15 protein-coding genes are annotated in these 12,644 nt (G+C 73.3%); 9 read left to right on the top strand and 6 right to left on the bottom strand.

The genetic code is table 11. The features are described from left to right. Positions 1–167: 167 nt before the first annotated feature. The gene (locus tag ACIRB7_RS03825) at positions 168–356 is read left to right on the top strand and encodes a hypothetical protein (RefSeq protein WP_403591824.1); all 189 of its coding nucleotides are present in this window, start codon (positions 168–170) and stop codon (positions 354–356) included. 49 nt (positions 357–405) lie between these two features. After that, positions 406–801, top strand: coding sequence for a hypothetical protein (locus ACIRB7_RS03820; protein WP_403591821.1), 396 nt, complete (start codon positions 406–408; stop codon positions 799–801). Between the two features lie 9 nt (positions 802–810). On the opposite strand, the gene ACIRB7_RS03815 is transcribed toward ACIRB7_RS03820, so the two are convergent. Then, positions 811–2,451: a DNA repair helicase XPB gene (locus ACIRB7_RS03815; RefSeq protein WP_403591818.1), complete on the bottom strand. Its 1,641-nt coding sequence runs from the start codon at positions 2,449–2,451 to the stop codon at positions 811–813. Positions 2,452–2,585: 134 nt separating this feature from the next. Here ACIRB7_RS03815 and ACIRB7_RS03810 point away from each other — a divergent pair, with 134 nt between their 5' ends. The 3 genes from ACIRB7_RS03810 to ACIRB7_RS03800 all read left to right on the top strand — a co-directional run bounded on the left by ACIRB7_RS03810 (position 2,586) and on the right by ACIRB7_RS03800 (position 3,688). Further along, positions 2,586–2,864, top strand: a complete 279-nt coding sequence (locus tag ACIRB7_RS03810) for a hypothetical protein (protein WP_403591814.1) — start codon at positions 2,586–2,588, stop codon at positions 2,862–2,864. After that, a complete protein-coding gene (locus ACIRB7_RS03805) occupies positions 2,865–3,209 on the top strand; it encodes a type II toxin-antitoxin system PemK/MazF family toxin (protein ID WP_403591811.1) in 345 nt (114 codons plus the stop codon). An 83-nt stretch (positions 3,210–3,292) separates the two neighbouring features. Further along, complete coding sequence (locus ACIRB7_RS03800; RefSeq protein ID WP_403591808.1) at positions 3,293–3,688, top strand: hypothetical protein; 396 nt, start codon at positions 3,293–3,295, stop codon at positions 3,686–3,688. A gap of 28 nt (positions 3,689–3,716) precedes the next feature. On the opposite strand, the gene ACIRB7_RS03795 is transcribed toward ACIRB7_RS03800, so the two are convergent. Continuing rightward, positions 3,717–6,257 (bottom strand): helicase-associated domain-containing protein, encoded by a 2,541-nt coding sequence (locus ACIRB7_RS03795; protein ID WP_403591805.1) that lies wholly within the window; start codon positions 6,255–6,257, stop codon positions 3,717–3,719. Between the two features lie 72 nt (positions 6,258–6,329). Here ACIRB7_RS03795 and ACIRB7_RS03790 point away from each other — a divergent pair, with 72 nt between their 5' ends. After that, positions 6,330–7,283, top strand: coding sequence for a hypothetical protein (locus ACIRB7_RS03790; RefSeq protein ID WP_403591802.1), 954 nt, complete (start codon positions 6,330–6,332; stop codon positions 7,281–7,283). A gap of 95 nt (positions 7,284–7,378) precedes the next feature. Next, positions 7,379–8,230 carry an MBL fold metallo-hydrolase gene (locus ACIRB7_RS03785; protein ID WP_403591800.1) on the top strand — a complete coding sequence of 284 codons (852 nt, stop codon included), beginning with the start codon at positions 7,379–7,381 and terminating at the stop codon, positions 8,228–8,230. Here ACIRB7_RS03785 and ACIRB7_RS03780 read toward each other — a convergent pair. Genes ACIRB7_RS03780 through ACIRB7_RS03770 form a run of 3 tightly spaced genes read right to left on the bottom strand, consistent with a single transcriptional unit; the run spans position 8,148 to position 11,088 of the window. Beyond that, on the bottom strand, positions 8,148–9,032 hold the full coding sequence (locus ACIRB7_RS03780; protein ID WP_403591797.1) for an ABC transporter ATP-binding protein: 885 nt from the start codon (positions 9,030–9,032) through the stop codon (positions 8,148–8,150). The genes ACIRB7_RS03785 and ACIRB7_RS03780 overlap by 83 nt on opposite strands. Continuing rightward, complete coding sequence (locus ACIRB7_RS03775; protein ID WP_403591794.1) at positions 9,029–10,087, bottom strand: FecCD family ABC transporter permease; 1,059 nt, start codon at positions 10,085–10,087, stop codon at positions 9,029–9,031. The genes ACIRB7_RS03780 and ACIRB7_RS03775 overlap by 4 nt, the downstream gene beginning before the upstream one ends. Continuing rightward, positions 10,084–11,088, bottom strand: coding sequence for an iron chelate uptake ABC transporter family permease subunit (locus tag ACIRB7_RS03770; RefSeq protein ID WP_351220435.1), 1,005 nt, complete (start codon positions 11,086–11,088; stop codon positions 10,084–10,086). The genes ACIRB7_RS03775 and ACIRB7_RS03770 overlap by 4 nt, the downstream gene beginning before the upstream one ends. Before the next feature lie 112 nt (positions 11,089–11,200). Here ACIRB7_RS03770 and ACIRB7_RS03765 point away from each other — a divergent pair, with 112 nt between their 5' ends. Next, a complete protein-coding gene (locus ACIRB7_RS03765) occupies positions 11,201–11,833 on the top strand; it encodes an HAD family hydrolase (RefSeq protein WP_403591791.1) in 633 nt (210 codons plus the stop codon). On the opposite strand, the gene ACIRB7_RS03760 is transcribed toward ACIRB7_RS03765, so the two are convergent. Next, the gene (locus tag ACIRB7_RS03760) at positions 11,821–12,099 is read right to left on the bottom strand and encodes a hypothetical protein (RefSeq protein ID WP_403591789.1); all 279 of its coding nucleotides are present in this window, start codon (positions 12,097–12,099) and stop codon (positions 11,821–11,823) included. The genes ACIRB7_RS03765 and ACIRB7_RS03760 overlap by 13 nt on opposite strands. A gap of 141 nt (positions 12,100–12,240) precedes the next feature. Here ACIRB7_RS03760 and ACIRB7_RS03755 point away from each other — a divergent pair, with 141 nt between their 5' ends. After that, positions 12,241–12,624: a cold-shock protein gene (locus tag ACIRB7_RS03755; protein ID WP_403591786.1), complete on the top strand. Its 384-nt coding sequence runs from the start codon at positions 12,241–12,243 to the stop codon at positions 12,622–12,624. Positions 12,625–12,644: the final 20 nt, after the last annotated feature.

Genomic DNA, 12,644 nt, shown 5'->3' with positions numbered 1-12,644 from the left:
GGCGGGGAAGCTGGCGAGTGTAACTCCTGGGCGGGGGCGGGTGCGAACGGATTCAAACCTCCTCCACCCCGTAGGGGACGGCGTCCGCCTCACGTCGGACCCGGGCCCGCCCCGGGTTCACCCCCCAGAGCGATGTGTTCGGAATGTCCGGATTCCATCATGGATACATGACCGCGACGACGTTCACCCACGTGCCCTCGATCCCCCGCCCCCGCGTCCGCCCCCTCGGCACCGCCCTCCGCGCGATCCGCGCCTTCGGCGGCGCGGCGGCCGGAGTCGTCCTCCTCGGCGACTACGGCCCGCCCGAGGCCGGGGTCAGGAACCCGCGTCCTGAGTACGCCCCCGGCCCCGACTGAGTACGAGAACGCCTGCCGGCGCCGCCGTCGCACCTGATGGGATCAGCCCATGACGACGACGCCCACCCCGGACCGGGACGAGACCGCCCCGGACGCGGACCTGCCCCCGGCCGCGAACGAGACCGCCCCGGAAGCGCCGACCCCGGCCGCGGACGAGACCGCCTCGGAAGCGCCCGCCCCCGCCCCCTACACCTTCGGCCTGCGCGTCGCCGCCGCCTTCGGGCTGCTCTTCCTCGTCGCCTGCCTGGTGCTCACCGCCGTACTCACCCTCGGTGACGCCATCGACGGCGACGGCGTGGGCGGCATCTTCATCACGGCCGGCTTCTGGGCCCTGGCCCTCGGGGCCGCCGTGGGCGTGGCGGCCCTCGTGGTGCCCCGCCGCGCCCTCGTCACCGCCCAGTACTGCCTGGGTCTCACAGGCCCGCTCCTCGCCCTGATGGACTGAACGGTCAGGTCACGGCGCCAGCAGCTCGTCCGCGTCGACGATCCGGTACGCGTACCCCTGCTCCGCCAGGAACCGCTGGCGGTGCGCCGCGAAGTCCTGGTCGATGGTGTCGCGGGCGACGACCGAGTAGAAGTGCGCCTGGTGCCCGTCGGCCTTCGGCCGCAGCACCCGGCCGAGGCGCTGCGCCTCCTCCTGGCGCGAGCCGAAGGTGCCCGACACCTGGATGGCGACGGTCGCCTCCGGCAGGTCGATGGAGAAGTTCGCGACCTTCGACACCACGAGCACACTGATCTCGCCGGTACGGAACGCGTCGAAGAGCTTCTCCCGCTGCGCGTTCGACGTCTCGCCCTTGATGACGGGCGCGTCCAGGTGCTCGCCGAGCTCGTCGAGCTGGTCGATGTACTGCCCGATGACGAGGATCTGCTGCCCCTCGAACTTCTTCACCAGGGCTTCCGTCACCTTCCGCTTCGTCGCCGTCGTCGCGCAGAAGCGGTACTTCTCCTCGGCCTCGGCGGTCGCGTACGCGAGCCGCTCCGAGTCGGTCAGGTTCACCCGGACCTCGACGCAGTCGGCGGGCGCGATGTACCCCTGCGCCTCGATCTCCTTCCACGGCGCGTCGAACCGCTTGGGCCCGATCAGCGAGAACACGTCGGACTCCCGCCCGTCCTCCCGCACCAGGGTCGCCGTCAGTCCGAGCCGCCGCCGGGCCTGCAGATCGGCCGTGAACTTGAAGACGGGCGCGGGCAGCAGGTGCACCTCGTCGTAGACGATGAGGCCCCAGTCCCGGGAGTCGAACAGCTCCAGGTGCGGGTAGATCCCCTTCCGCTTGGTCGTGAGGACCTGGTACGTGGCGATGGTGACCGGACGGATCTCCTTCTTCGTACCGCTGTACTCGCCGATCTCGTCCTCGGTCAGCGACGTCCGCTTCACCAGCTCGCTCTTCCACTGCCGGGCGGAGACGGTGTTCGTCACGAGGATCAGCGTCGTCGCCTTGGCCTGCGCCATCGCGCCCGCCCCGACGAGCGTCTTGCCCGCGCCACAGGGCAGCACGACCACCCCGGAACCGCCGTGCCAGAACCCCTCGACGGCCTGCTTCTGGTACGGGCGCAGGGCCCAGCCGTCCTCGGCGAGGTCGATCCGGTGCGCCTCGCCGTCGACGTACCCGGCGAGGTCCTCGGCAGGCCAGCCCAGCTTCAGGAGCGTCTGCTTGATCTGCCCGCGCTCGGAGGGGTGGACGGCGACGGTGTCGGCGTCGATCCGATCGCCGACCAGCGGCTGCACCTTCCGCGACCGCAGGATCTCCTCGAGCACGGGCCGGTCGGTGCTGGTGAGGACGAGGCCGTGGGTGGGGTGCTTGGACAGGGTGAGGCGCCCGTACCGGGCCATGGTCTCGGCGATGTCGACGAGCAGCGCGTGCGGCACGGGGTAGCGCGAGTACTCGACGAGCGCGTCGACGACCTGCTCGGCGTCGTGCCCGGCGGCCCGCGCGTTCCACAGCCCGAGCGGCGTCAGCCGGTACGTGTGGATGTGCTCCGGCGCCCGCTCCAGCTCCGCGAAGGGCGCGATGGCCCGCCGACAGGCGTCGGCGAGCTCGTGGTCGACCTCCAGGAGCAGGGTCTTGTCACTCTGGACGATGAGCGGTCCACTCACGTGATCAGGTCCTTCCGACACCGTGCCGTTCCCGTAACGGCCAATCCTCCAGTGTGCAGCATGGTTGCGCGCGCGAGGCAGGGCGTGGCACCCTCGTATGACAGCTGTATGACGTGCGACGTGAGGTGAGGTCCGTGTCCGGACGCGCGGCGGAGACGGCGGGATCGCCCGCTCAGGTCAGGCTCTCCCGGCAGGACTGGGCGGACCTGCGCGAGACCATGGCGATACTGCGTCTGGAGTCCACGTCCGACGCGCTGCGCGAAGCGATCCGGCTGCTGCACCGTGAGGCCCGCCAGATCGAGGCCGCGCGGAACATCGCACGCTTCTACGGCGACGGCGGCGCACCGGGCCCACTGCTCGACGCGCTGGTGACCGAGGCCGACCTCGCCGCGGCCGACGCGGCGGAGTTCTGAGTGGCCGCGACCCTCTCGATGCCGCCGCTGCGAGGGCAGGTGTGGGTCTGCGCCTTCCCGCAGCCGATCGGTCCCCACCCCGCGGTGGTCCTGACGGCCAACCGCATCTCGCGGCGCCTGTCCGGCATCACGGTCGCCCTGGTCACCGGCACGTCCGGGCCGGAGGAGACGCATGTCGCCGTAGGGCCGGAGAGCGGCCTCAGGAAGTACGCGGAGTCGTATGTGGACTGCACCGAACTCCACACGGTCGGCAAACCTCGCCTGCGCCGGATGCTCGGTCTGCTCGCCCCCTCCGAACTCGCCGCCGTCGAGGCACGCGTCCGTGTCGTCCTCGAACTGGACTGAGCCGCGCCGCTGAGTACGCGGTGCGCCGCGAATGAGTACGAGCGCGGTGGGGGACGCCGGGGGTGGCGCGGTGGGATGGGGGCATGACCCACCGTGTCGTCCAGTCCACCGTCTCCACGCCCGCAACCGCACCTGTACCCGTACGTGGAGCCGCACCCGACCCCGGCGACGAGGCCGACCCCCGCTGGTGGGTGTTCCCGCTCGCGGCGACCGTGCTCGCGCCGCTCCTGTCGTTCTGGGTGGCGGGCGAGGCCGGCATGTTCGCCGCCCTTCCCGTCTTCCTGATCGGCGGTTTCGTCGTGCCCTTCGCGTTCGTCGTGCCCGCCTGGTGCCTCGCACGCACCAAGCGGCGACGTCAGGCGCGCGTCAACCTCGCCGTCCTGGCCGGCGGCCTCGCGGTGGTGTACCCGGCGCTGATCGACGCCATCGGCTGGATGGTCTTCTTCGTCCTGCTCCTGACGGGAAACCTGCACGTCTGACCGCTCCCGGCACCGCCCCCACCGTCCGTCACACCTGGTCGTCCGCCAGCTCCGCGACGCCCGTGATGCGGTGCAGCGGGTACGTGCGTACCTCGTCGGCCGTGTGGTCGTAGCCCGTCACGAAGCCGCCCTCCACGCGGACCGGGGCGATGACCCGCTGGCTCGCCGCGCCGTCCGCGTTGACGTAGCCGATCCACACGGCCGAGCCGGTCATCGCGGCGGCCTGCACGGTGGCGAGGGTCTCCGCGGCGGACGTGCGGGGGAGGGCGCCCGCCGTCGACGCGGCCGCCGGTTCCTTCCGTACCGCCGTCGCCGCCCGGTCGCCCGCCCGGATCGCCCGTACCGCCGCACCGAGCAGCGTCGTGTCGGGCGCGGGCGGCCCGTCGGGCACCGGCACCGGAGCCGTACGCGCGGGCGTGCGGTACGCGTCGGCGCGGGTGATCAGCACGTCGCCCTCCGCCGACTCGGCGGCCGGCGCGTACCCCATCGCCCGCAGCCCGTCGAGCAGCGACGCCGGGTCCGTCTGCGCCGCGAGCACCGTCGGCGCGAGCCGGCGAAGGCCGAGCGAGGCGGAACGGCGGTCGGCCAGGATCTCGCCGAGGACGGTGTCGTCGTCGCAGCGCAGATACGCCGATGCCGCCCCCACCTTCAGATGCCCGTGCCGTCTCGCCACGTCGTCGACGAGGTACGCGAGGGGCTGCGGCACCGGCGTACGGGAGTGTGCCTTCAGGAAGTCGTGCAGGTCGGACGCCGTCTGCCCGGCGTCGAGCGCCCGCCGTACGGACCCGGGCGTGAACCGGTAGACCGTGGCGCCACCCTTCGACTCCACATCCGCGAGGACCGCGAGCGCGTCCGCGAGCGGGCGCCGCAGCGGCCCCGGCGCGACGGCCGTCAGATCCGCCTGGAGGAGGACGTGGTCGACGGCCTCGGGCAGCAGCGGCGCGAGCAGGGTCGCCGCCCGGTCGGCCGCCACCGACAGCTCCACGCCGCCGCCCGGCGCCGTGGCCGTCGCGGCCTCCGCGAGCGGCAGGTTGAGCAGCGCCCGCGCGGGACCCGACAGGGCGCCACGCCCCGTGAGCCCGAGGAACTCCGCCTCCGCGAGCGTCCAGCGGGCGAGCCGCGACCGCAGGTCGGGGGCCCCGGCGACGTCCCCGTCGGAGGCGATCTGCGCGGCACCCCGCAGTGGCCGCTCCCAGCGAAGCCGTGCGAACAGCGTCTCCGGATCGGCCGCGGACCCCGGCGGGAGCGTCGCGAGGAGCGCAAGGACCCGGTGCCGGACCTCCGGCGCGGGCGCCCGGTCCAGATCCGGGCCGAGCGCGGCGAGCGTACGGCCCTTCGCGTCCTGCCCGCCGACCAGACCCGCCGTGCGGGTCGCCGACAGCCACGGCGTCACGAGCAGCGCCCACCGCTCGGCGGGCGGCAGATCGAGCCAGTGGTCGTAGGCGGGCGTCGGCGCGTACCGCTCGTCCGCCTCCCCGTCCGAGGCGAGCAGCCCGGCCCCGTGACAGAGCTCCAGCCAGAACGCGGCCGTCTCCTCCGTCACGTCGAGCGCCGCCGCCGTCCGCTTCAGATCCCGTACCGCGAGACCGCCCGCGCGCAGCACCGGCGGGCCGCCCCGGTCCCAGGACTTCAGCAGCTCCTCGACCGTCGCCAGCGCCACATGCGCCTGCCCGGCCGCCGCACTGTCCACCACCTGTGGACGGTACTCGCGCAGCACCCCGAGCTCCGGCGGCACCGGCTCCGGCGCCCGGTGCGCCCGGCCGCCCCGCAGATGCAGCGCCACCTCACGCGGCAGCACCATGGTCCGCGCCGACACGGGGAGCAGCATGCCCCGGTCGCGGAGCCAGCGCACCGGCGGCGCCGGGTTCGCCGTCACCTCGCCGTACGGCGGCCCCCACACCAGCCGGTCCAGGACCGCCAACGCCTCCGGAGCGGCGGTGTCGAGCAGCGACCCCATCCGCTCCCGGTCGGTGAAAAGACCCGTGAGCGCCGCCACCGCCGACACCGGATCGTGCGTCGCCGGAAGCCCGGCCGCCGAGATGATCTCCTGCACCCGGCCCGGCGACATCCCGGCCGTGGCCTCGGCGACCGTCGGCCCGAGCCCGGTCGGCGACGGGTGCTGCGCCGACGGCGCGAGCAGCTCCCGCGCGGTCCGCACCAGCCGCAGCCGGTCGTCCTCGCCCCACACGAGCGCCTGCTCACGCAGCAGCGCCACCGCACCCGGCAGCGCCGCCTCGATCTCCGGATCACCCTCGTCGCCGGTGAGCAGCGCCAGGAGTACGGGGTACGGGACCGGGTCCGGGCCGACGGCCAGCGCTTCCGCCGTCTGGAGGGCGAACCGGTCGAGCCGCTCCAGGGCACGCACCACCGAACCCCGCGTACCGGCGCGCGTCGCCAGCTGCGTCAGGTCGTTCGGCACGGGACTCAGCAGGTCCGGCCGGGCCCGCAGCAGCGCGGCGAGCCCCTCGTCACCCCGTGCGCGCAGCGCCTCCGCGAGTGTGCGGGGCGCCGCGGCGGCGCCAGTTACCTCGGGCACGTGCGCCTCCCGGTCGAGCTCACCGATCCCCATCCGCACCACGTTAGCCGCTGTCCAGGCGCTAACGTCGGGCCGTACCGGGCGAACCGGCCGTGGAGGGGCACCGTGGGGATCGAGAGCGACCAGTTGGTCTACGACTATCTGAGCCGGGTCGGCGATCTGGCACAACAACGCCAGCTGCCGGCCGGCGACCGGATGCGGCTGGTGTCGACGCTCCGGAACGAGATCGACCGGCGGCGCGCCACGCACGGCGAGGAGAGCCCGTCGGCGGTACGGGGCATCCTCGGCGCGCTCGGCACGCCGGACGAGGTGGTGGAGCGGGTGGGCGGCACCGACGACGGCCCCGGCGCGCCGCCGCTGCCGAAGCCCCGCAAGGGAGAACCGGAACGAGAGCCGGAACGAGAGCCGGAACGAGAGCCGCAGCCGGAACGAGAGCCGGAGCCGGACTGGTGGCGGACCGACGCCACCGAAGCCACCGAGGGCCTCGGGGACTTCGGGGGCTTCGTAGGAGGGGTCGAACGCCCGGACCTGTTCGAGCCGCCGACGGAGGACGAGGACGAGGACCACGAGGAGGGGGAGGAGGGGAAGGCGGAGCCGGTACGGGGGAAGCGCCGCGGCCTGGCCGGAGTACTGCGCAGGCGCCGCCGCAGCCGGCACACCCCCGAAACGACCCCGGCCCCGGCCCCGGATGCGGAGATCGCCGGCCCCGCCCCCCGCTTCCGCCCCACGAGCCCCTTCGTCCTCCTCGCCGCGCTCCTGCTGCTCGGCGGCGCGGTCTTCGGCTCGCTGGTGGCGCTGGCCGGGGGCTGGCTCCTCGCGTACGCCTCCCGCCGGCTGACCCCGGGTGAGGTCAAGACCGCCGTCCTGGTGATCCCGGGCCTCGCCGCGGCGTCGGGCGTGGTCTGGCTGTGGGGCAGGGTGGAGGGCCGGTGGGGCGCGCCGGTGACGGCGGGCGGGGAGGCGATGGGCGCGGCGATCTCGGAAACCTGGCCGTGGACGCTCAGGGCCGCGGCGGTCGCCTCGGCCCTGTTCCTCCTCTGGCGTACCCGCCGCCACTGACCGACCGTCACGGGTCCAGCGTTTGACGACAGCCCGGCACGGGGCTGCACTGGATTCAAGGACGCTGCGGCGACTCCGGCCTAGGGAGAGCAGCGATGACGACCATGGAAAGTTTCGACCTTCTGCAGCCGTACAAGATCGCCGAGGAGACGTTCGTCATCCCGTGGGCCCTCGAGGCCCCACCGGTCGGCCACTTCCCGATGAACTCGATGGTGATCCGGGGAGCCGAACCGATCCTCGTGGACACCGGGGCGCCCGCGGTGCGCGCCCAGTGGCTGGAGGCAGCCTGGTCCGTCGTGGATCCCCTGGACGTACGGTGGATCTTCCTCACCCACGACGACCGCGACCACGCCGGCAACCTCCTGGCGGCCCTCGCGGAATGCCCGAACGCGACCCTGTTGACGACATGGTTCTCCATCGGCCGCATGGCGGAGGAGTGGGAGACCCCGATCAACCGGTGCCGCTTCATGACCGACGGCGACACGATCGACGTGGGCGACCGCACCCTGGTCGCCAAGCGACCGCCCCTGTACGACAACCCCACGACCCGCGCCCTCTTCGACTCGAAGAGCAACGTCCTGTGGTCCGTCGACACCTTCGCCACGAACGTGCCGACCCCCTTGCCCGAAACGGCGGCGCTGTCGCCGGACGAATTCCGCGACGGCCAGTTCTTCGGCGGAAGGCTGGTCTCGCCCTGGGTCGCCCTCCTTGACGCCCAGAAGTTCGGGACGGTCGTCACCGACTTCCAGCACCTGGGCGCCGAGGTCATCGCCGGCTGCCACTGCCCGGTCCTGCGCGGCCCCCACATCCCGGAGGCCTACGACCTCCTCCGCCGGCTCCCCGACATCCCGCCGTGGACGGAGTTCACCCAGGCCGACCTGGACCAGTGGATGGCAGCGGCCGAGAGCTCGGTTCCGCCGGAGCAGCCGCGGCCGTCGGGGACGTGACCCCCTCGTCCTCCGCACTCCACGGCGCCCCCGGCACCACCAGCGGCGACCCCGTCACCGGATCCGGGACCACGATCGACCGCAGGCCGAAGACATCCCGTACCAGCTCCTCCGTGACGATCTCCCCCGGCGCCCCCTCCGCCACCACCCGCCCCGCCTTCATGGCGATCAGGTGGTCGGCGTACCGGGCCGCCTGGTTCAGGTCGTGGAGGACGAGGACGACCGTCCGCCCGCGCAGCCGGTTGAGGCGGCGGACCAGGTCGAGGACCTCCACCTGGTGGGAGATGTCCAGGTAGGTGGTGGGCTCGTCGAGGAGCAGCAGGTCCGTCTCCTGCGCGAGCGCCATCGCGATCCACACCCGCTGCCGCTGCCCGCCCGACAGCGCGTCGACGGACCGGTCGGCGAGCGCGGTCACGTCCGTACGGGCCATGGCGTCGGTGACGGCCCGCTCGTCCTCCTCCGACCACTGCTTCCACCAGGCCTGGTGCGGCTGGCGCCCGCGCGACACCAGGTCGGCGACGGTGATCGCCTCGGGCGCCACGGGCGTCTGCGGAAGGAGCCCGATGGAGCGGGCGATCGCCTTCGTCGGCAGCTTCGCCAGCTCCTCCCCGTCGAGCAGCACCGCGCCACCGGCCGGCTTGAGCAACCGTCCGAGGGCCCGCAGGGTGGTCGACTTGCCGCAGGCGTTGGGGCCGACGATCACCGTCACCTTGCCGTCGGGGATCGCCAGGTCCAGCTCGTGGACGACGGTGCGGTCCTCGTAGGCGAGCGTCAGCTCGCGCGCGGTCAGCCTGCTCGTCATGCCTTGCCTTCCGTACGGCTCCGGACGATGAGCCAGATCAGATACGGGGCGCCGATCGCCGCCGTGAGGACTCCCACCGGCAGTTCGACGGGGGAGAAGAGCCGCCTGCCGACCAGGTCGGCGAGGACGACGACCGCGGCGCCGGTGAGCGCCGAGCAGAGCAGCGGGATCTGCGCGGTCCGCGTCATACGGCGGGCGATCTGCGGCGCGAGGAGCGCCACGAAGTCGACCGGGCCCGCGACGCCCGTCGCCACGGACGCGAGGACGACCCCGACGGCGACGAGCCCGAGCCGGACCCGCCCGAGCCGTACGCCGAGCCCGGTCGCCGTGTCGTCGTCGAGGGACACCGTCCTCTGGGCGCGGGCCGCCCAGAGGACGGCGGGCAGCAGGAGGAGCAGCGTCCAGCGGATGGGCGCGGACTCGTCCCAGCCGCGCCCGTTGAGGGAGCCGGTCATCCAGATCTGCGCCTGCTGGGCGACGAGGTAGTCGCCCTTCGTCATGAACAGGGTGGTGAGGGACCGCAGGGCGATCGCGAAGCCGATGCCGATGAGGACGAACCGGGTCGCGTGCAGCCCGCCGCGCCACGCGAACGCGTACACGAGCCCGGCGGCGAGCACCCCGCCCGCGACCGACAGGTACGGCAGGACGGTGTACGAGGTGAGGCCGAAGGTCATCGCGGCGACGGTGACGGCCCCCGCGCCCTGGCTGATGCCGATGATGTCGGGGCTGGCGAGCGGGTTGCGGGCGACGGTCTGGATGAGGGCGCCCGCGATCCCGAAGGCCGCGCCGACGGCGAGGGCGACGACGAGCCGGGGCGCGCGCAGCTCCTCCACGACGAACGCCGAAGGAGACGCCTCCCCGAGCAGGACCCGGAGAACCTCGGAGGGTTCGACGAACCGTTCGCCGACGCAGAGGTACGCGACGCCGGACGCGGCCAGGAGCAGCAGCAGGCCCACGGCGACGAGGGCCGAGCGCCGGTGCACCAGGAAGGAGGCGCGCCCGGCGCGCACGATCCCGTACCCGGCGGGCCTGGTTCTCAGGTCCACGGCGGTCACGCCGGCACCGCCTTCCGGCGTACGAGCGTGACCAGGAACGGAACCCCGATCAGCGCGGTCATCACCCCGGCGGGCACCTCGCCCGGCGGGAACACGATCCGCCCGGCGACATCCGCCACAAGCAGCATCACAGGACCGATGACGGCGGCCATCGGCAGGACCCAGCGGTGGTCGGAGCCGACGACGGCCCGCGCGATGTGCGGGACGGCGAGGCCGACGAAGGCGACGGGCCCGGCGGCGGCCACGCCCGCCCCGGTGAGGACGGTCGCCCCGACCCCGCCGACGATCCGCACCGTCGCGACCCGCTGCCCGAGCCCCTTGGCGACGTCCTCGCCGAGCGCGAGGGCGTCGAGCCCGCGCGCCACGGACACGACGAGGACCGCGCCGATCAGCAGGAACGGCCAGATCTGGCCGACGAGCTGCGCGTCCCGGCCGTCGAGGGAGCCGATCTGCCAGAACCGGAACTCGTCGAGCGCGGAGGCCCTGGTGGTGAGGATGCCGGTGGTGACGGACAGCAGCAGCGCGTTGATCGCGGCCCCGCCGAGTGCCAGCTTCACGGGCGTCGCCCCGCCGCGCCCGCCGGAGGCGATGGCGTGGACGGCGACCGCGGCGAGCGCGGCGCCCGCGAACGCGAACCACACGTACCCGGTGAGGCTGTGCACCCCGAAGAACGCGATGGCGAGGACGACACCGACGGAGGATCCCTGGCTGATGCCGAGGATGCCGGGGTCGGCGATCGGGTTGCGGGTGATGCCCTGGAGGGCGGTGCCGGCGAGGGCGAGCGCGGCGCCGACCATGAGCCCGATGAGGGTCCGGGGGACGCGGAGCTGCCGTACGACTTCGGCGTCGGGGCTCGTACCGCCGTGCAGCAGCGCGTCGAGGACCGTGGAGGGCGCGATGGGGCGGGCGCCGACGGCGAGGCTGAGGAGGACGGCGAGGAGCAGGGCGACGAGAGCCGCCGAGGTCGCGAGGACCCGTCTGGTACGGAAAGCGGCTGGCATCAGGACCCATCGGGTGGAGCGTCGGGCGGTGCGGGGTTCGGTAAGGCTTGGCTCAGTGTAAGCAGCACCGAGATTCGAACATCAGAGCCCGATGACCCCCAGAATGGCCACCATGCGTACCCCGCCGTCTGCCCCCGCGACCCCCCTCACCGTCGGCTTCGACCTCGACCTGACGCTGATCGACACCCGCCCCGGCATCAAGGCGGCCTGGCAGGCCTTCGCCGCCGAGACCGGTGCCGTGATCGACGCGGACCTCGTCGTGACCCGCCTCGGCCCGCCCCTCGAACACGAGATGGCGTACTGGTTCCCCGAGGAGCACGTCCCGGAGATGGTGACCCGCTACCGGGCGCTCTACCCCTCGTACGCCATCGAGCCCTCGCACCCGATGCCGGGCGCCCGGGACGCCATCGAGGCCGTCCGCGAGGCCGGGGGCCGCACGATCGTCGTCACCGCGAAGAACGGCCCGCACGCCGAGCTGCACCTCGCCCACCTCGGCATCGAACCGGACGCGGTCGCCGGCGGCCTGTGGGCCGAGGGCAAGGCGGAGGCCCTGCGCGCCCACGGCGCCCAGGTGTACGTGGGCGACCACGTCGGCGACGTCCGCGGCGCCATGACGGCGGGCGCCCTCTCGGTGGCCGTGGCCACCGGCCCGTGCCCCGCAGAGGAGCTGAAGCAGGCCGGCGCGGACGTGGTCCTGCCGGACCTGACGGACTTCCGCCCCTGGTGGGAGGGCTATCTGGCCTGAACCGGCGCCGCCGGACCGCCCCGCGCCTGCCGCCGCTGGGCGGCGATCGCCCGCAGCACCCCGGCGCCGGCGACGAGGAACCCGACCCCCATCAGCATGGAGACGGTGTACGCCACGGTGGGGAACGGGTCGGTGCCGAGGAACAGCGGAGCCACGGTGACCAGCGTCGCTACCGCGCCGACGGCGAAGAGGATCACACCGGCCTTGACGAGGCCGTCACCCGGAGCGCTGTCGTTCACCGGTGCGGCGTGGGTTTCAGTACGCATCCGGCCAGGGTAGTTCCCAGGCCACAGGAACACACCGGCACCGTCTTGTCACCGGCCGCCGGACCATTAGCCTTGGTGCCGGCGGGTCGGCCGACCCGCTGTTTGCCATACCCATCGACGAGTACGAGGACGAGGACAGACGTGCCTACCGGCAAGGTCAAATGGTTCAACAGTGAGAAGGGCTTCGGCTTTCTCTCCCGTGACGACGGCGGCGACGTCTTCGTCCACTCGTCGGTCCTCCCTGCCGGAGTCGACGCACTGAAGCCGGGGCAGCGGGTGGAGTTCGGCGTCGTCGCCGGCCAGCGCGGCGACCAGGCGCTGTCCGTCGCCATCCTCGACCCGACGCCGTCCGTCGCCGCGGCGCAGCGCCGTAAGCCCGACGAACTGGCGTCCATCGTCCAGGACCTGACGACGCTCCTGGAGAACATCACGCCCGCGCTCGAGCGCGGCCGCTACCCGGAGAAGGCCCAGGGCGCGAAGATCGCCGGCCTGCTGCGGGCGGTGGCCGACCAGCTCGACGTGTAGGTCCGGCCACGGGAACCGGG

The organism is Streptomyces sp. NPDC093795, from assembly GCF_044764665.1.
In the GTDB taxonomy this organism is placed as follows: Bacteria; Actinomycetota; Actinomycetes; order Streptomycetales; family Streptomycetaceae; genus Streptomyces.
Note: the sequence above shows the minus strand (reverse complement) of the source record. Positions and strands in the feature narration are given on the sequence as shown.

What these genes read in the sequence shown, in the direction of transcription:
- ACIRB7_RS03800 (WP_403591808.1), top strand. Translation starts at nt 3,293, where the DNA reads ATGACCCACCGTGTCGTCCAGTCCACCGTCTCCACGCCCGCAACCGCA.
- ACIRB7_RS03760 (WP_403591789.1), bottom strand. Translation starts at nt 12,099, where the DNA reads ATGCGTACTGAAACCCACGCCGCACCGGTGAACGACAGCGCTCCGGGT.
- ACIRB7_RS03795 (WP_403591805.1), bottom strand. Translation starts at nt 6,257, where the DNA reads ATGGGGATCGGTGAGCTCGACCGGGAGGCGCACGTGCCCGAGGTAACT.
- ACIRB7_RS03820 (WP_403591821.1), top strand. Translation starts at nt 406, where the DNA reads ATGACGACGACGCCCACCCCGGACCGGGACGAGACCGCCCCGGACGCG.
- ACIRB7_RS03785 (WP_403591800.1), top strand. Translation starts at nt 7,379, where the DNA reads ATGACGACCATGGAAAGTTTCGACCTTCTGCAGCCGTACAAGATCGCC.
- ACIRB7_RS03780 (WP_403591797.1), bottom strand. Translation starts at nt 9,032, where the DNA reads ATGACGAGCAGGCTGACCGCGCGCGAGCTGACGCTCGCCTACGAGGAC.
- ACIRB7_RS03765 (WP_403591791.1), top strand. Translation starts at nt 11,201, where the DNA reads ATGCGTACCCCGCCGTCTGCCCCCGCGACCCCCCTCACCGTCGGCTTC.
- ACIRB7_RS03825 (WP_403591824.1), top strand. Translation starts at nt 168, where the DNA reads ATGACCGCGACGACGTTCACCCACGTGCCCTCGATCCCCCGCCCCCGC.
- ACIRB7_RS03770 (WP_351220435.1), bottom strand. Translation starts at nt 11,088, where the DNA reads ATGCCAGCCGCTTTCCGTACCAGACGGGTCCTCGCGACCTCGGCGGCT.